This is a genomic window from Coleofasciculus sp. H7-2, assembly GCF_042747725.1.
Classification (GTDB): Bacteria; Cyanobacteriota; Cyanobacteriia; order Cyanobacteriales; family FACHB-T130; genus FACHB-T130.
The window spans coordinates 1-18,326 of record NZ_JBHZGO010000046.1 but is presented as its reverse complement, the minus strand read 5'-3'; the positions used below and the strand labels follow the sequence as shown (position 1 = coordinate 18,326).

Here is an 18,326-nt window from a genome sequence, read left to right as displayed (position 1 = left end):
CGAACTAGTCAACAAAGTTAATCAAGTAATGGTGAGGAGACTGCGGGAAACCGGGAGCGGTGAATCAGAAAAAAAAAAGACACAATAAGAAATCAAGTCGCCGAAAAATCGAGGAAAATTAATCCTAATAGATGCCACCTGCGCCCCAGCCGATATTAGCTATCCGACCGACTTAAAACTCTTAAACAAAGTCAGAAAACACACAAAAAAAATCATAGATTCCCTCTATGGATCTGTGAAAGTGAAAGTCACGAAAAAACCCAGAACCTATCGCCTCCTGGCTCGAAAAGACTACTTAAAAGTCGCCAAACAAAGACGACCGTCTCGAAGCCAAAAAAGAAAAGCGATTAAAAAACAACTCCAGTATATCAAAAGAAACCTGTCTCACATTGAACAGCTAGTCGAGTCAGGGGCTTCCCTAGAAAGTCTCAGTAAAAGGCAATATAAGATGTTGCTAGTCGTCGCCGAAGTCTATCGCCAACAGCTCTGGTTAGCAGCCAATAACTTTCAAAGTATTGAATACCGAATTGTCAGTTTAAGCCAACCCCATATCCATCCCCTTGTCAGAGGTAAAGCGGGAACTCCCGTAGAGTTTGGCACCAAATTATCAGCGAGTTGCTGGGATGGATACGTATTTTTAGACCGGATTAGTTGGGATAACTTTAACGAATCGGGAGACTTCAAAGCACAAATAGAAGCCTATTAAGTAGCTAGGTGCAATTAAATATAAAACGTTCTAGGGCATATTCGCCTGCTTCGCCACGAGCTTTCATCCCATCCATGACAGCAATTGCTAAATCGTACTCATTATCAAACATCTGTCCTGCCATCTCATGACTTTTGAGTTGATGCCACTGGGATTCAATCGGATTCATTTCCGAACAATAGGGAGGCAAAAAGAAAATGAATAATCCTTGCTCCTGCCACCGTGACCACTGTTGACGCACCAACACGCTGGTATGGAGAGAGCCATTATCCTGCACAACCACAGTGAGACGACCGGTTTGTGCCAAAGTTTGTGCGGCTTTGGTTGCCATCCAATCCATCACCTTAATGTAGCTCTCGCCCTTGAATCCGCCTTGAGCTAAGGCATACTCGAACCGTTCTCCCGGTTGCCACAGACCCAAAATGAAGAGTCCGGTTGCCATAGCGATTTGGGGTTTGTTCCAGCCGTTTCTGCACTCCGATTCGACTATAGCTATAGCTCACTGGACTCCAGAGGCAAAACCCTGCTTCCGAAGAGATACTTGAGTTCAATATGCCCCTCCTGCGCGGCTAGCTCTAAGGTGTCTAAATCCGCCTGCTTGCGTGCTTTTTGCAGCGGGTCTTGTTTCCGCCGATGGCTATGGCGAGTGCGTTTCCAGCGGTAGGTTTTTTTTGAGCAGTCGGCGGAGACGGTCACTACTCAAATCCACTAACCGCTCTTGTTTGAGCTTCTTAGCTAATTGCAGACTGTTGTAGGTTCGGGGTTCATGCTCTAAACACTCCGTCAGATAGTCCAAGTCTGAGGCTTGCCACTTTGGTTTTGCTCCCCGTCCTGGGGCTTCCCACAGTCCGCCTAAGCCTCGTTCTTCCCAGCGTCGCAGCGTCGCTCTGACCGTATGAGGATGGCACTCGAACATTTCCGCCATCGCTGGTACGTTCCATCCCTGCGCGTTCAGACGCAGCATATGGGCGCGGTCACGGGTGCGCTGGGGTAGGCTTTGAGCCAGTCGCAGTTCTGTTAAGGTACGGTCTTCTTCAGAGGTCAAAAAAATGCGTAAAGGGGCAGGCATGATTGACGAATTTCGCTGACGCTCTATCTTACAATTAATTCCACCCACCTACTTATAGCTACACCGGATATTATCCAGAATCCGTTCATGTCGAGCGCATTTATCGCACTCTCTTAGAACCGAGCTTGGTGTAAAGAAAGAGGAATTAGAATCAGTGGGTCGCCCTTAGGAAGACCTCCAGTCCATGAGAGTCGAGAACAAAAGAAGCCGGCTCTAGAAGATGAGAGCATTCGGAATTCTATTGAGGGAAAGTTCGGACAAGCCAAACGAAGATTTAGTCTCAATCGAGTCATGGCTAAACTTTCTCATACTTCTCAAACAGCCATTGCTATTACTTTTTTAGTCATCAATCTTTCTACCTGGCTCAGACGGGTTTTTTATGTGTTTCTCTGCCGATTTCTGAAAACAACACCTGTTTCCGGCTTATTCATTATCAAAAGCTATCGCTCACCTCATGAGAGAAAACAGAAACTTATACTTTCGTGGGCTTGAATAACTAATCCATCCTTCTCCTGGTTTTCCATTACTTATTCAGCAAGCCCTACATATAGCGTTTTTTCGGGTTCAATCCCCCTGTGGTTGCCCTTACTATGTGGTGATGTGCGGCGAGTCCTGACGAAGTCGGGGATCTGAAGGGTGAACATCTCAAAGGTGCATTCAATCCGAAAACCGCGATCAACTGCAACCGACCGACAGCGAATATCCATAAAAAAAAGGAGAGCCACTTGGGCGACTCTCCCGATCATCAGGGTGCATCTACTAAACAAAATATATCATTTGGGGATGAGGGGTGTCACCCCTGATGCATGTTGTTTTCGTGAAGTTTCCTCGGTTTTATGTGAAGTGAAGACGAAGATAATTCCCAATCATATTGCAGGCAACGGGTTGTGAGGCAAATGTAGCGGATGCGTATTTCTGCTACGCGATCGCCCCCCATCTGCTACATTTTCTGCCGTCACCCGTTGCCTGGGCTTCAGCCTTGCGGAGTCGGCGCTTGACTACTCCGCAAGGCTGTATGTTTTTGCTTGTCTAACTAACTGTTCAACTTCTGAGCCATCATTTGGTTAGTGAGTTTCGGATCAGCTTGACCTCCTGTTTGCTTCATCACCTGCCCAACAAAGAAACCCAGCAGCTTGGTTTTACCGCTGCGATACTGTTCCAGCTCTTTGGGATTTGCCGCTAGAACTTCATTGATGATTTTTTCCAGCTCACCCTTGTCGGAGATTTGCTTGACTCCTTTGCTCTCCACCAGTTCTTTTGCAGAACCCCCTTTAGACAGCAACTCTGGCAGAATCTCCTTAGCGATTTTGCCGCTGATAGTGCCATCTTCAATTAAGGAAATGAGTTCCGCGAGAATTTGGGGTTTGAGGGCAATTTCAGCGATATTCAGTTTAGCGGTGTTGAGATAGGCAGAAATATCACCCATCACCCAGTTAGCCGCTTGCTTGGGATTCGCCTTGGCAGCGATCGCCGCTTCAAAATACTCCGACACCGATTTATCGTCGGTTAGCACGCGAGCATCGTAGGCAGACAAACCCAATTCGCTTTCGTAGCGATGACGTTTCTGCGCTGGCAGTTCCGGCAGTTCCGACTTCCACTTAGACAATTGCTCGGCGGGAACTTGCATGGGAGTCAGGTCGGGTTCTGGGAAGTAGCGGTAATCGCTAGAGCCTTCCTTCGTCCGCATACTAACTGTGCGTTGGCTGCCTTCCTCCCAAAGCCTAGTTTCTTGAATAATCCGCTCACCAGATTCAATGGCTTCAATTTGCCGGTCGATTTCGTAATCAATCGCCCGTTGGATGGCGTTGAAGGAGTTCATATTTTTGATTTCGACCTTCGTGCCAAACTCCTTCTGACCAACCGGACGCACGGAGATATTCACGTCGCAGCGCAGCGAACCTTCTTGCATATTGCCGTCACTGACGCCCAGATAGCGGACAATCCGGCGCACTTCTTGGGCATATTCAGCAGCTTCAACCCCCGAACGGATATCAGGTTCGGAGACAATTTCAATCAAGGGAATGCCGGTGCGGTTGTAGTCTACTAAAGAATAGGTAGAACCGGAGAGTCTTTCACTACCCGCATGAACCAATTTCCCAGCATCTTCTTCCATGTGCAGGCGAGTGATGCCAATCTTTTTGCGGATGGGGTTGCCATCGGCGTCAGTTAGCTCAATCTCCAGCGAACCGTGTTCGGCAATGGGCAAATCGTATTGAGAAATTTGATAATTTTTGGGCAGATCGGGATAAAAATATTGCTTACGATCAAATTTGCTATCAGGAGCGATCGCGCAGTTGAGAGCCAAACCGGCTTTAACCGCGTACTCCAGCACCTTTTGATTCAGCACCGGCAATACTCCAGGCATTCCCATACACACTGGACAGACATTCTGGTTGGGAGTCGCACCAAATTCGGTGGAGCAATTACAGAAAATTTTTGTTTCGGTACTGAGTTGACAGTGAGTTTCCAGACCGATAATGGCTTCGTACTGAGTTTTAACCGGAGCAGCAGTGGTCATGAGCTTACAGATTGCAGATAATTGCAACACTTCGGCTCTATTTTAGCTTTGTCTTACCATGCGTAGCTCTCGATTAATCAAAAACGACTTCTGGATTCATTTCGGCTGGGGATTTCCAATCGATTCCGTACTCTGCTTTTAAAATACGTTTCTTCTCAGCCCAGAATCGCTCGGCAAAGGCTGCGTCTCTTGGCGCGTTAGCCAGGTTTTCGTCGGCTTTTCGACCGGCGGCTGCAATCAGTTCTTGATATTTCGGAGCAAATTCTTTTAAATCATGCTTGATTTCCCCTGGATTCTTCACCAGGTTCAGCCTTATTTGAACTTCCCGAACTAGCTTCGGAAACACAAAGGCAACATAGCGATCGCTATACTTCTCACCTTGACTGACATCACTTGGCATTTTTTGGAGTCCTAGCTCTCTCGCCCCGACTCCTAATAAGGTTAGGCTTAATAAAATTCCTATAATAACTTTTGAGGATTTCATCAACCAACTCTCCTAAATTAGGTGATGTCTAACATCTTAGCATCAGAATTAAAGATGTCTATCAGCTCATTTTAATCTGAATAAAGTAGATGATGCACTAGGAGCGATCGCGCGGTTACAGTTCGGTTTAAATATCGCGGTCAGAGATTAAAAATTGCGAACAGTGGAATAATGGGCACTATAGGTATTGCTCTCTACGAATTCAGCTTCCGTTAGATAGTCAACAAGCTGGTTTTCCTCTTAAAATGAGTTTATACAAGCTAAATAATTCAGTGTTATAAATTGTGAAATTACTCTTTATTTAATTATTAGTACTTAGATTTTTAGTAATATAAAATCAGTAGTTTTCCAAAATCCTTATGATTAGCATCCTGTGTTCTGTTTACCTAAGTTTAGCAGGCGGCAGAATAATGAACTTCTGTCAAGGAACCACAGAGAACACAAAGGAAGAGAAATAGATGAATTCACGAATGAACTAGGATTGCTATAGCAATCCTAAATGATTTGCACTCTCCCTGTAGAGACGCGATTAATCGCGTCTCTACACTAAGGCGAATACTCACGCACAACTTAAATAGGATTGCTATATTTACAAAGGAACTAAATATTTTGACTATTGAGGCTAGAGAAGCGCGATCGCTTAACTTATCTCTTTTTACATACAGCTTTTCGCTTCTTGATATGCTAAAAAAAAACCAGCCACTCGCGGCGACTGGTCAAGCTTGCTGTGTTGGGAGGAGGAAAACCTGATGCCAAGACGGGAAACGCTATACAAATCATCCCGTAGATAGCGAAGCTGCGTCTCGATACACTTAGTCGTCCTTGTAAAGGAATGTAACACATTTTTCTCAAAGGCTGCAACATTTGTTTACAAACGGTTGGCGTGTGCCAACTTGTGCATCTACGAAAGAGGCGCTGTCTTAGGTAGGTCTTTTGCCCTTAAATGCCGAACAAGATAATGTAGGTTCCCCAAGCCGCAGCTAAACAGGCAACAATCGTTGACCAGATAGGGTGCCGACTGAGACTGGTAATGCCGCCTTGGGTTCGTAGGGTTTCTAAGTCGATCCAGGGAGTCGCGCCTCGACGAAACCATCCGGTTGCGGTGACTTGCCGATTTACGAAGTCGCAGGGACGAGTTGACCAGGGCAAGAGATTACCAATGGAACCAAGCGGGGAGCAATAATGTAACTTAACCAAGCCGGTGTCGGTTTGCAGGATTAAATCCTGTCCCAGCCAGTTGCTAATCCCTTGACGTCCCAAGAGTTTTCCTTGCAGACGCACCGGCTGACTATCGACAGGTAAAGCATCGATCCGAGTGGATAAATCTGATAGATTGGGGTTCGTTTGCAGAGTGGAAGATTTGATATCTGGAAAGAAAGTATTGATTCGCAAAAAGGTGCCAATGCTAAAACCTATCGGCAGGCAACCGACGAGAATTGTCCAGTAATCGTCGAGTATCCAAGCAAGTTGCTGGATTCCCAGCCAACTGCCAATCCACCCCAACAGCCAGAACAGGCACCCCAAGGCTAAACCGAACAAAATGCCAAAGAAGGGGGCACCTTGTAACAAAAGTTTTGACTTTTTAGTTTTGAGCGAAGATGCTCGAATCCGCAGTTCGGACATTTGAGTGAAGTCAAGTTCTGTCTCTAGCTTCCAGTGACGGGCGTAGAGGCATAACAAGTACAGGCGATCGCCCATTAAAGGATGGCTATTGTTGATGACCATCCACTGGCGATGAGGGTTGAGGTAGTCCCATTGCAACACAGATTCCCAAGGCGTATGGGAGGGAATGCTACCTAAGCTGATGGCTTGCCGATATCCCACTGGCGAAAGCATTTCAAAGCCTTCCAAAAGCCAGCGGGTAGACTGGTGTTTTTGGACATCAGCAATGCCAGTGGTAATTTTCAATAAAGCGCGGGTGAAGGCATTTGGGTTGCCAGTAATGTCTGCCGCTATGCGATCGCTGTAGATAATTCGCAGCCGCGACAGCCACAAACCCACAAAGCAAACCAGCCAAAATAAGCCGTAACTCAAAGCCGAAACAACCGCCGCCGGAACCTTTAGCAGGGGGCTTGCTAAGCGGTCTCCCCACCGCGCTACTTGCCGGTACAAGATGTAAGGAATCTGGGCGACTAGCATGACGAGGGACATCACTGCCAAATTCAATCCCAAAGGCAAACAAGCGAGGGCAATCCACCAGCAAGTCCAAGCCCAGTCTGAGTTCCTCAACAGGCTGAAAAAGCCTCCAATCAGGAACATCGCGGTTGCCATCACCAAACCGACCAACTTGTTTTGGACAATGTGCCCCAACTCGCTGGCATAAATTGTGGCAATTTCATCCTCTGCCAGTTGATCTAATAGTCCTTGACTGACCACAATTCGGGCAGTGCGAGGCAGATTTCCATAAGTAAGTGCGACTGGGGCGCTGATGGGTAAGATCCGCAAAGTCGGCACGGGCAAACGGCGCTGTCCGCAATAGCGGGGTAGCATCTTGGCTGCTTCTGGGCTGGATTTAGACAGCGCTGACAGCGACAGCGGTTGCATTCCCTCAAATTGCTTGAGGAGGAAGTCCAGTATCCAGGGAGACAGACACGCTAGCAGCACCAACACGGTCACGATAGGCCAAGTTGGGTCTTCGTAAAAAGCTGAGATGGGCTGCAAAAACGGCAGGTTGACGAGGAAGTTGTTCGTCGTCGTCATCACGAACTGCACTAAAACGCGAATTACTAAAGAAAGCGCGATCGCAGTCCCGCAGTCAAGCAACCACAGACGTTCTGGTTTCACTGCTGGCATTGCTCGCCATCCTTTGGCGCGTCCTGCTTGACGCCAGCCAATACTACTGGGTTTCGATTCTAGAATTTTCTCATCTATTGGCATCTCAGATGGCGTCTCAGATGGTGTCTCAGACATGACCCCTGTGTCTGCTGCTGTATCTGACGCCATCGCTGCTTCTGTAGGGACGGCTGCCTCTAGGTTGTTTTCCGCTTCAATTTTCCCTTTGCCCTGTACAAATGCGCCCTGTACTAAAGGTGAGCTGGAGGGTGTTGCTTTTTGTACCGGCTTACTGCTGTTCGCCCTGGCTCTTTCGGAGGCAGGTTGAGCTGATGAAAGCCTCTGTGCTGGTGGAGTGGCAGGCGTTTGGTCTAAGGGAATAAATCCGGTTACATCTGACGCAGGCGCAGCGCCCTGTGCTGGTGGAGTGGCAGGCGTTTGGTCTAAGGGAATAAATCCGGTTACATCTGACGTTGGTGAGGGTAACGGCTTTTTTTGAAGTTGAGGATAACGGTTGACCAAATTAGCCAAATTCCGCTCTCCCCAGTCCTTCACCTTGGGATATTTGCTTTGAGTGAGGGTTTGACAAAGCGATCGCGCTTTCTCGATTTCGCCAGTGCGTTCATAGGCAACCACCAGCCCCATCTGAGCGCGTAGGACTGTCTTTTGACTCAACTCAAACTCGCAAACGCCTTCTAGGTGAGCGATCGCATCTGGATAATTTCCCTGTTTCAGGGCTGCTAGACCAGCCTCCAGAGAGGGATTGGGAACACAAGCCATAAAAATTCAACAGCACTCGGCTTCCTTCCAAGATACCCCCACTTCAGCGAACCGACAGGTCGGCGCTTCGCTATCGCCTATCATTCAGTCAATTTTTGATTTTCTTTCTGCAGATGGCTACCCGTTTCAGGACAGTGGAACTCAGCCTGAAATGGGGTGGGGAGCATCCATCATTCGTCAGGAAACAAGTGACGAATGACTCTTAAAAATCTACTGGTTGTTGCCCCGCCGCTACGGGTGCTACGGAATTTAACTTCAACTCTGGATGATCCGCTTGCACCTGCTGACAATTCCACTCATTTCGGAACAACAGCACCGGACGCCCCCAGCTATCCTTCACCGTCACCGTATTGAAAAGACGCCCCACTTTTTGCAACGCCTCCCAGCCACCCGCTACCCAACGAGCCACACTATAAGGCAACAATTCTATGTGAGTTTCAACGCCGTACTCATTCTGCAAGCGAAATTGCACCACCTCAAATTGCAATTGTCCCACCGCTGCCAGAATTGGGTCGCGTTTGCCTTCATCCGCTGAGTACATGATTTGCACTGCACCTTCTTCCCGCAATTCCGAGACGCCCTTGTGGAATTGTTTGAACTTAGAAGGGTTGGGGTTTTTCAGATAAGCAAACAATTCCGGCGAGAAGCAGGGAATGCCTTCGTACTCCACCTTCTGACCCGTATAAATCGTATCGCCAATGGCAAAGACGCCAGGATTGTTCAATCCAATAACATCGCCGGGATACGCTTCTTCAATCGATTCTCTATCTTGGGCAAATAGTTTCTGAGGACGAGACAAACGAACTGTTTTGCCAGTGCGGGCATGATTCACCGTCATGTCTTTTTCAAACTTGCCGGTACAGACGCGCACAAATGCTACCCTATCGCGGTGCTTCGGGTCCATATTGGCTTGCAGCTTGAAGACAAAACCAGTGAATTCTGGGTAAGTCGGTGGAATTGCACCATTGCTGCTTTGCCTTGCACCAGGTTTGAGGGCGTAGTCCAGAAAAGCATCCAAAAATAACTCCACCCCAAAGTTGGTCATGGCGCTACCAAAGAACACGGGTGTCATTGTGCCTTGGTGAACTAGGTCTAGATCCAGTTCTGAGCCAACGCCTTCGAGGAGTTCTAAATCTTCTTTGAGCTGATAGTAAAGTTCTTGCTCCAGAAGTTGTTCAATTCGGGGATCTCCCACGTCTACAACGGTATCTAGGGCTTCACGCTTGCCGTGTGCGCTGCGCTCGAATAGGTGAATTTGCTGCTGCCGTCGGTCGTAGACGCCCTTGAAGCGATCGCCCATCCCAATCGGCCAGTTTACCGCATAGGTTTGCAATCCCAATTCCTGCTCAATTTCATCCAGCAGTTCCAACGGTTCCCGTCCGGGGCGATCGAGTTTATTCACAAAAGTGAAGATGGGGATTTTTCGCATCCGACACACTTCAAATAGCTTCCGCGTCTGCGGTTCCAAACCCTTCGCCGCGTCAATCAGCATCACCGCATTATCTGCCGCCGCCAGCGTCCGATACGTATCTTCACTGAAATCTTGGTGTCCCGGCGTATCCAGCAAATTAATCTGACAGTTGTGATATTCAAACTGCAACACCGTCGAGGTAATCGAAATTCCCCGCTGTTGCTCCATCTCCATCCAGTCAGAAGTCGCCTTTTTTTGCGCCCGACGCGCCTTCACCGCCCCCGCTTCGTGAATCGCACCTCCGTACAGCAACAGCTTTTCTGTCAGCGTCGTTTTACCGGCGTCGGGGTGAGAAATGATCGCAAAGTTGCGCCTGCGCTCAACAGCTGCTTGTACTTCAGATTGAAAGGTTGCTTCTGGGGACTGGAAATCAGTAAACATTCGGATGCCTGGTTCGGTACTTTCAACAAAAATTATAAAAGGTTAGATTGTGAAACGATAAGGTATATCCGTACACAACAGACCTGTTCAACCCAAACCGGAGACCTTTTTACTTTTATTCGTTTCAGGGTTTCGATTGGAGTGGGGCGCTCTAGCCTCTTTCAGTAACATTCCGGATTAAGAACTCTCACCTTCATAAAAAATTTAGATTAACTCATTCCAGCAGTAATGCTAGCAGTTTTGTCTAAGGAGGTAGGTCAAATTAACCGGAACTTGCTCCTTAGCCGTGTCTGTTGAAAAGCTCTGAGTCTCGCCCCGCGAGGAACTAACGCTAACGGAGATTTCCTCGGTTTAGACTTTTCGCTCCTACAAGGGAAGGAGAAATCCCTCTTCCGGCAATAAAAATTCTCGCCCTTCTTGCCCCGACTTGTGGGGGAACTCAGAAGGTAGGAAAGGTTAGGTTAATGTTGCAGTTTATTTATAGCCCATCTACTTATTTAAGTTTAAGCGGATATATACCTTAGCACTTGTTTCCTATGAAAAATTACGCACTTCTGAGGAATGAAAATACAAAGCGGTAAGCACGCGCCAGATTTTTTGAAGTTCTACGCTAAGAAACCGACCACCTTTTTGCAACGTTGCAAAACTGCAATTTATCCGGTGCAGACCTACCAGTGCCAACTTCCGCCAGCGACCGATATCTAGCTACAAGTAGCCACACCAAGGAGACTATATGTCATCACTCTTGCACCATCTTTTTACTTCCGGGCAATTTATCCCGCACGGACACTGCTACCTGTGGAAACCAGGGCTAGTTTGGCTGCATATTCTGTCAGATGGTTTAATTGCACTGGCTTATTATTCAATTCCGCTGCTGTTGGTTTACATTGTCCGCAAGCGAGGCGATTTGCCCTTTGATTGGATATTCCTGTTGTTTGGCAGCTTCATCATCGCCTGTGGCACGGGTCATCTGTTGGAAATCTGGACGCTGTGGCACCCGATGTATTGGCTGTCGGGTTTGGTGAAAGCAGTTACATCTGCGGTTTCTGTGGCGACAGGGATCGTACTGGTGTCATTGATTCCTAACATCCTGGCGCTGCCCAGTCCCGCCCAGCTAGAGCAAGCCAACAGCCGACTGAAATCAGAAATTAAGGAACGTCAGCAGATAGAGGCACAGCTGCGAAGTCAAGAATACTGGCTGAATACCCTGATTGATGCGGTTCCGGACGTGGTGAATATGAAAGATGGTGAAGGACGCTGGCTGATCTCGAATCAAGAAGGACTAAAGCTTTTTCAGCTCGAAGGCGTCGATTATCAGGGTAAGACAGACGCAGAACTAGAAGCATACACAGAATTTTATCAGGAAGCTCTTTTTGGTTGTCAAGAATCCGATGAAAGAACGTGGCGTGGAGAAACCATCAGCCATCACGAAGAAGAGATTCCATTATCTGATGGTTCGACTAAGAAGTTTGATGTCACCAAGGTGCCCCTGTTTAACCCAGATGGCAGCCGTAAAGGGATCGTAATCGTGGCAAGCGACATCACTGAACGCAAGCAAGTAGAAGCGGCATTGCGGGATAGCGTTGCGAGAAATCGCGCCTTCATCCAAGCGCTGCCGGATATGTTGTTTCAGATTGGCGGTGATGGGATGTTTATGGACTTCCAAGCGCCTAGAGAAGATGCTCTGGCGATGCCTCCCAGTCACTTTTTGGGGAAAAGCGTGTGGGAGGTGTTACCTACCGAGTTGGCTGAAGCTACTATGTACAATGTATCCAAAGCGATCGCTACGGGTGAAACTCAAGTCTACGAGTATCAAATGAGTTCTCTAGACGGCAACCTGCACAGGTTATGAGGCTCGATATGCACGTAGCTTAGAATCAGAAGCTTTGGTAATGGTACGCGATATTAGCGAAAGCCTGCGGCACGCTACGCTACGCAAGCAGGCAGAAATCGCTTTACAAAAATCGGAAGCGCAATTGAGAGAACAGACACTTCATCTAGAAAAAACTCTGCGCGAATTGCAACAAACCCAATCTCAATTGATTCAAAGCGAAAAAATGTCCAGTTTAGGTCAGTTGGTTGCTGGTGTTGCTCACGAAATTAACAACCCGATCAACTTTATCTACGGCAATCTCGTTTACTCCAGCAAATACACCGAAGAACTACTGCACCTGGTACACCTCTATCAGCAATACTATCCCCAACCAGTTCCCGAAATTGCAGCAGTCGTGGAGAACCTTGACTTGGATTTTCTCCAAGAAGACTTACCCAAAATGCTGTCCTCAATGAAGGTGGGGACGAACCGCATCCGCAAAATTGTCTTATCGTTGCAAAACTTCTCGCGCTTGGATGAGGCGGAGGTGAAGGCTGTTAATATCCACGAAGGCATTGACAGTACGCTGCTGATTCTGCAAAACCGGCTGAAAGAGAAACTGGGACGCCCAGCGATTGAAGTGATTAAAGAGTATGGCAATCTGCCCCCAATTGAGTGTTATGCGGGGCAACTCAATCAAGTATTTATGAATATCCTCAGTAATGCAATTGATGCCCTAGAAGAGGTTCATGGTTCGTGGTTCATGGTTCATGGCAATGAACCATTCCCTACGATTCGGATTTGCACCGAGGTCAAAGACTGCGATCGCATAGTCATCCGGATTGCTGATAATGGCTCTGGGATGACCGAGGAGGTACGTCAGAAGTTATTTGATCCCTTTTTTACCACGAAACCCGTTGGCAGCGGCACGGGCTTGGGGTTGTCCATTAGTTATCAAATTGTGGTGGAGAAACACGGCGGCAGCTTGCAATGTATTTCAGTGCCGGGACAGGGGGCGGAGTTGGCGATCGCGATTCCGGTTCGGCAGCCACATCAGCAAACTGCTTTGGTCAGTAAGGAAAAGTCTGCCTCTATTTCGTAATCGCTTCGCCCCAGCATCGTACCATTTTCTACTTTTCGGGTACGGAAAGCCGTTCGCTAGCGTGCGGCTCACCAAGAGCGATCGCGTGTTACAGTCTTGACTAAAGGCAACGCAACAGAAGCATTAGGGGGTTTAGATGTACGACATGGACAAGCGGAAGTTGTTGTCGATACTGTCTCATGGCTCGATCTTTTTTAGCACGACATTGGTGTCTATCGGGATACCCATTGCGATGTTATTTGTATCCGATGACCCAGTTGTGAAAGACAATGCCAAAGAAGCAATCAACTTTCACTTGAATGTTTGGTTCTATGGAGCGATTATTGGCTTGTTAGTTTTTATCACCCTTGGTTTGTTGGGCTTTATCCTCGTGCCTATCGGGTTTGCCGTTCATTGGGCACTTACCATTCTGGCAATTATTCACTGTTTGGGTAATCCCGATCAACCCTACCGTTATCCCTTCATTTTCCGCCTGCTTTAAAAAAAGGCAAAAGTAAAAAGTAAAAATTGTTTGTAGCTCTCACTACTTTTTACTTGCACGATTCGCGGTTCTGTTCTGGGTGGAATAAGATTACGGTTTTAACGTTTGGTAGGAGCAATGCGCCTTGCCCTACAGATGTATGGCTGTAAGTTGATTAATCATAATTCCCCAATAAAAACCCGTTTTCTCTCTCGAAGACGGGTTGATTCATATTTTTAAATATTTGTCAAGATTGCGATTGATTTGACGATGAACCAAGTGCGATCCTTCGAAGCGCTGACAAGTCAGTTCGCGCGTTGCGCCGACCTGTCGGTTCGATCGACGGTTCCCCAATAAGAGAGCGATGTGCGATCCTTCGAAGCGCTGACAAGTCAGTTCGCGCGTTGCGCCGACCTGTCGGATCGAAGAGCAAAATTCTAGAGCGCCAAGAGGTTAAAATCCTAATCTGACCCGATCAAACTCCTCTCTACTCTACCGATGGCAGAAACTTTATTCTTCAACGCCCTCCGCGCCGCCATAGACGAAGAAATGGCACGCGACTCAGATGTATTCATTCTCGGTGAAGATGTCGGTCACTACGGCGGCTCGTACAAAGTCACCAGAGACTTGTACAAAAAATATGGTGAACTGCGCGTACTCGACACCCCCATTGCCGAAAACAGCTTCACTGGCATGGCAGTAGGTGCGGCAATGACAGGTCTAAGACCGATTATCGAAGGCATGAACATGGGCTTTTTGCTCCTTGCCTTCAACCAAATCTCTAACAACGCTGGGATGCTGCGCTATACCTCCGGCGGCAACTTCAAAATCCCGATGGTGATTCGGGGACCAGGTGGCGTCGGTCGTCAATTGGGTGCCGAACACTCTCAGCGACTAGAAGCTTATTTCCAAGCAGTGCCGGGTTTAAAAATTGTCGCCTGCTCCACACCTTACAACGCCAAAGGATTGTTAAAGGCTGCCATCCGCGACGATAATCCGGTTTTATTCTTTGAACACGTTCTCCTCTACAACTTGAAAGAAGATTTACCAGAGGAAGAATATCTGCTGCCCTTAGATAAGGCAGAAGTCGTGCGGCAAGGCAAGGATGTCACGATCCTCACATATTCGCGGATGCGTCACCATGTCATGCAAGCGGTAAAACAGATGGAAAAGGAAGGTTTCGATCCGGAAGTGATTGACCTGATTTCCCTCAAGCCGCTAGATTTCGATACCATCGGTGCTTCTATGCGGAAAACCCACCGAGTGATTATTGTAGAGGAATGCATGAAAACCGGCGGGATTGGGGCAGAATTGACAGCCTCAATTAACGATCGGCTATTTGATGAGCTAGATGCGCCAGTCCTGCGGCTATCTTCCCAAGATATCCCCACACCTTATAACGGAAATCTGGAGCGGTTGACGATTGTACAACCAGAGCAAATTGTGGAAGCCGTACAAAAGATGATGGCACTCCAAGTGTAATCAGCCATTAGTCCTTAGTCCCTAGTCTCTTGTCAATTACCAATGACGAATGACGTGGGACTAATGCCCGCTGAAAATCAATCCGGATCGACCTGCCCAAAAGGGTTTATCATAGCATTTGTTTCTTGCGGGTCGTGGTATGCAGAGACAGCGTTCTTTATTAGCCTTAATTCTGGTTCTGGTGATTGCTTCTGTCACCGTGCTTGCCAGGATTCCAATTCGGCTGGGATTAGACCTTCAAGGGGGATCGCAACTGACGCTTCAGGTGAAACCCACTGAAGGCAAAGAAATCACGCGAGAAGATTTAGAAGCAGTTCAGAAGGTAGTAGAAAACCGGATTAACGGTCTTGGGGTGTCTGAAGCAATCGTGCAAACGGTCGGACAAGACCAGATTTTGGTGCAGCTACCGGGGGTGAGCGACCCAGAACAAGCGGAACGGGTGCTGGGTGGCACCGCTCAATTGGATTTCCGCGAACAAAAGCCGGGTTCGGAAACCCAGTTGCAAATTGAACAACAGCTGCGACGGGAATTAAAAGGGAAGCAGGATGAGTTGAGAAAGACGAAAGATGAAGCCGCGATCGCTAAAAATCAGCAAGCTCTCCAGCGGAGTAACCAAGCGATCGCAGCTTTGTTTGAGCGCACCCTACCCCCACTCACGGGCAAAAACCTGACGGGAGCGATCGCCCGACCTTTTCAGACGAGCGACAACTGGAGCGTCAACATTTCCTTTGATGCTGTGGGAGGCGAACGCTTTGCCCAGTTAACCAAAAATATCGCCGGGACAGGACGCACCTTGGGGATCTTCTTAGATGAAGAACTGCTCAGCGCCGCTACCGTTGAAGTGAAGTATGCCCAAGAAGGCATCAGCGGCGGAGGTGCCGAGATTACAGGCAACTTTAGCTTAGAAGAAGCCAACGAGCTGGTCGTCCAGCTGCGGGGCGGTGCCCTACCCTACCCGGTGGAAATCATCGAAAACCGTACTGTGGGAGCGACTCTGGGTCGAGATAGTATCCAAAGCAGTATCTACGCCTCTATCGGGGGTCTGATTTTGGTATTACTTTTCATCGGCGTCTATTACCGCTTACCGGGCGCAATTGCTGGGATTGCCCTAGTCATTTATTCGCTATTGTCATTATCTGCCTTTGTTTTACTAGGCGTTACCTTGACTCTCCCTGGTATTGCTGGTTTTATTCTCAGTATCGGGATGGCGGTAGATGCCAATGTACTGATTTTTGAGCGGACGCGGGAAGAATTAAGAGCCGGGAAGAGTTTATATCGCTCGGTAGAATCTGGTTTTTATCGGGCGTTTTCCAGCATTTTGGACGGTAACGTAACGACGTTGATTGCTTGTGGGTTTATGTTTTGGCTGGGTTCGGGTTTGGTAAAGGGGTTTGCCCTGACGCTAGCAATCGGAGTCTTAGTGAGTATGTTTACAGCGATTACCTGTAGTCGCACCCTGCTCATGACAGCCATCAGCTTTCCAGAATTACGCAAGCCACAATGGTTTTGTCCAAATTTGCCAGCGTCAAGGAAGTCTGAGCCTGGGGTAGGGTCATGAAACTAAATCTAATCAAACGGCGATCGCTCTGGTGGACAATTTCTGCCATCCTGATCCTTAGTGGACTGATTGCAATGGCAATCAACTGGACGCAGATTGGTGCGCCGTTACGTCCCAGTCTGGATTTTGTCGGCGGTACGCGGTTGCAGTTTGAACTCGACTGTTCTAAACCAAACAACTGCGATAAACCCATCGACATCTCGGCGGTTCGGGAAGCGATCGCCGCTCAGGGTTTGGGTGACAGTAGCATCCAAGCGTTAACCAAGAACGCTCTCTCGGCAACTCAGCCGGGTTTGTCCATTCGCACCAAAGCGTTGGATGTCGAAGAGCGCACCAAGCTGCAAAATGCCTTAAACCAACTCAGACCCTTCGATCCCGAAAAAACTCAGATAGACACGGTTGGTCCTACCCTCGGACGCCAGTTGTTTGCCTCTGGTCTATTGGCTATCTTGCTCTCCTTCGCTGGTATTTTTGTTTACCTGACCTTCCGCTTCCAGTTCGACTACTCCTTCTTCGCCTTTGTTGCCTTGTTCCATGATGTTTTGATCACCCTAGGGTTTTTCGCCATCTTGAGCTTGGTGCTGGGTACTGAAGTCGATAGCTTATTTGTGGTCGCTATCTTGACTATCATCGGTTTCTCGGTCAACGATACTGTGGTGATCTACGACCGGGTTCGGGAAGTCCTTAAACTGAATCCAGGGGAGCATATCAACCAGATCGTCGAGGACGCGGTTAATCAAACCCTCACCCGATCTATCAACACCACATTTACAGTGTTGCTGACTTTGTTTTCCATCTTTTTCTTTGGTGGGGAAACTCTGAAAAACTTTGCTTTAGCTCTGATTGTGGGGTTTGCCGCCGGTGCTTATTCCAGTATCTTCATTGCGAGTACCCTTTTAGCTTGGTGGAGAGAACGGACGGGTCAAGCGATCGCCATTGCAGCAACGGAACCCAAAGCTTCTGATGAAATCTGAAGGGCATGAGGCAATCTTGCAATGAATCAGCCAAGAGACGATCGATGGGAGCAAGGGAGCAAAGGAGCAGAGGAGCCGGACGGGGAAGTACAGGTAACCCTAGATTCAACTTCTCCTCTACCCCTGTGCCCCTCTGAACCTCAACACGCATACCCCCTCACCCCTGCCAATGACCCCAGCTTCCAACAGCAAGTGCAAAGGTTACACCGGCTGACTGTCTGCGGCAGGTGGTTGGTCGCCTGGTTGCTTTGGATTACTATTGGCCCCTTGAGCCTCTGGGGCTTGCGCTACCCAATTTCTCTGTTGCGGGAATACTTTACCTGGGCGGCAGTGCGATACGGTCTTTATTACAATCCACTGCCAGCACTGGGACTTGCTTTTTGCATCGGCATGACGGCTTCTGTATTGGTTTGGCAAAGTCGCAATATTCTACTAGGAATACCCAGTCGAGAACAACATCGCTTGGAGCAACAGGTATATCGGATTCGCCAGCAAGGGCAAAGTCACCCACTTTGGAAGTGGGTTTGTCAAGTCAATTAAAAATTGTTCAATTTTGGGGCTTATACATTGACAAAGAAACAATAAAAGGCGTTGCTGAATTAGGGTATGATGCGAGCGAGAATGCGATCGGGGAGCCGAAAATGATTTCTTTGATTTTGATAGGGAATTGGAACATCTCCAAATCTGAGATAATGAATTAGTAATCGAATTGAATGTCGTAGCATTTGTTCAGACTTAGAATAACAAAGAGTTTTT

13 protein-coding genes and 4 pseudogenes are annotated in these 18,326 nt (G+C 48.1%); 11 read left to right on the top strand and 6 right to left on the bottom strand.

Annotated features, from left to right (window positions below; genetic code table 11):
* Positions 1 to 703 (top strand): annotated as a pseudogene (locus ACFW2W_RS11205) (IS5/IS1182 family transposase); the annotation flags it as partial.
* Between the two features lie 7 nt (positions 704 to 710).
* On the opposite strand, the pseudogene ACFW2W_RS11200 reads toward ACFW2W_RS11205, so the two are convergent.
* Positions 711 to 1,775 (bottom strand): annotated as a pseudogene (locus ACFW2W_RS11200) (IS630 family transposase).
* Positions 1,776 to 1,840: 65 nt separating this feature from the next.
* Between ACFW2W_RS11200 and ACFW2W_RS11195 the strand changes: the two are divergent.
* Both ACFW2W_RS11195 and ACFW2W_RS11190 read left to right on the top strand, forming a co-directional pair.
* Positions 1,841 to 2,267 (top strand): annotated as a pseudogene (locus ACFW2W_RS11195) (transposase); the annotation flags it as partial.
* 379 nt (positions 2,268 to 2,646) lie between these two features.
* The gene (locus ACFW2W_RS11190) at positions 2,647 to 2,808 is read left to right on the top strand and encodes a hypothetical protein (protein ID WP_378177445.1); all 162 of its coding nucleotides are present in this window, start codon (positions 2,647 to 2,649) and stop codon (positions 2,806 to 2,808) included.
* Here the strand turns inward: ACFW2W_RS11190 and gatB are convergent, their stop codons facing one another.
* The 4 genes from gatB to prfC form a co-directional block, all read right to left on the bottom strand.
* Complete coding sequence (gene gatB / locus ACFW2W_RS11185; protein WP_378177442.1) at positions 2,809 to 4,293, bottom strand: Asp-tRNA(Asn)/Glu-tRNA(Gln) amidotransferase subunit GatB; 1,485 nt, start codon at positions 4,291 to 4,293, stop codon at positions 2,809 to 2,811.
* A gap of 73 nt (positions 4,294 to 4,366) precedes the next feature.
* Positions 4,367 to 4,777, bottom strand: a complete 411-nt coding sequence (locus tag ACFW2W_RS11180; RefSeq protein WP_378177439.1) for a hypothetical protein — start codon at positions 4,775 to 4,777, stop codon at positions 4,367 to 4,369.
* 939 nt (positions 4,778 to 5,716) lie between these two features.
* The gene (locus tag ACFW2W_RS11175) at positions 5,717 to 8,329 is read right to left on the bottom strand and encodes a M48 family metalloprotease (protein ID WP_378177436.1); all 2,613 of its coding nucleotides are present in this window, start codon (positions 8,327 to 8,329) and stop codon (positions 5,717 to 5,719) included.
* A gap of 202 nt (positions 8,330 to 8,531) precedes the next feature.
* Positions 8,532 to 10,181 carry a peptide chain release factor 3 gene (prfC, locus tag ACFW2W_RS11170; RefSeq protein ID WP_378177433.1) on the bottom strand — a complete coding sequence of 550 codons (1,650 nt, stop codon included), beginning with the start codon at positions 10,179 to 10,181 and terminating at the stop codon, positions 8,532 to 8,534.
* A gap of 561 nt (positions 10,182 to 10,742) precedes the next feature.
* Between prfC and ACFW2W_RS11165 the strand changes: the two genes are divergently transcribed.
* The 8 genes from ACFW2W_RS11165 to ACFW2W_RS11130 all read left to right on the top strand — a co-directional run bounded on the left by ACFW2W_RS11165 (position 10,743) and on the right by ACFW2W_RS11130 (position 18,110).
* Positions 10,743 to 10,886 carry a hypothetical protein gene (locus ACFW2W_RS11165; protein WP_378177430.1) on the top strand — a complete coding sequence of 48 codons (144 nt, stop codon included), beginning with the start codon at positions 10,743 to 10,745 and terminating at the stop codon, positions 10,884 to 10,886.
* A 28-nt stretch (positions 10,887 to 10,914) separates the two neighbouring features.
* Positions 10,915 to 12,033, top strand: coding sequence for a PAS domain-containing protein (locus tag ACFW2W_RS11160; RefSeq protein WP_378177427.1), 1,119 nt, complete (start codon positions 10,915 to 10,917; stop codon positions 12,031 to 12,033).
* Positions 12,034 to 12,073: 40 nt separating this feature from the next.
* On the top strand, positions 12,074 to 13,096 hold the full coding sequence (locus ACFW2W_RS11155; protein ID WP_378177424.1) for a sensor histidine kinase: 1,023 nt from the start codon (positions 12,074 to 12,076) through the stop codon (positions 13,094 to 13,096).
* A gap of 136 nt (positions 13,097 to 13,232) precedes the next feature.
* Positions 13,233 to 13,577: a DUF4870 domain-containing protein gene (locus tag ACFW2W_RS11150; RefSeq protein ID WP_378177421.1), complete on the top strand. Its 345-nt coding sequence runs from the start codon at positions 13,233 to 13,235 to the stop codon at positions 13,575 to 13,577.
* Positions 13,578 to 14,054: 477 nt separating this feature from the next.
* Positions 14,055 to 15,038: an alpha-ketoacid dehydrogenase subunit beta gene (locus ACFW2W_RS11145; protein WP_378177418.1), complete on the top strand. Its 984-nt coding sequence runs from the start codon at positions 14,055 to 14,057 to the stop codon at positions 15,036 to 15,038.
* Positions 15,039 to 15,177: 139 nt separating this feature from the next.
* Complete coding sequence (gene secD / locus ACFW2W_RS11140) at positions 15,178 to 16,596, top strand: protein translocase subunit SecD (protein ID WP_378177415.1); 1,419 nt, start codon at positions 15,178 to 15,180, stop codon at positions 16,594 to 16,596.
* Positions 16,593 to 17,570 (top strand): protein translocase subunit SecF, encoded by a 978-nt coding sequence (gene secF, locus ACFW2W_RS11135; protein ID WP_378177412.1) that lies wholly within the window; start codon positions 16,593 to 16,595, stop codon positions 17,568 to 17,570. The genes secD and secF overlap by 4 nt, the downstream gene beginning before the upstream one ends.
* A 123-nt stretch (positions 17,571 to 17,693) precedes the next feature.
* Positions 17,694 to 18,110 carry a hypothetical protein gene (locus ACFW2W_RS11130; protein ID WP_378177448.1) on the top strand — a complete coding sequence of 139 codons (417 nt, stop codon included), beginning with the start codon at positions 17,694 to 17,696 and terminating at the stop codon, positions 18,108 to 18,110.
* Between the two features lie 59 nt (positions 18,111 to 18,169).
* Here the strand turns inward: ACFW2W_RS11130 and ACFW2W_RS11125 are convergent.
* Positions 18,170 to 18,326: pseudogene (locus ACFW2W_RS11125) on the bottom strand (IS1 family transposase); the annotation flags it as partial.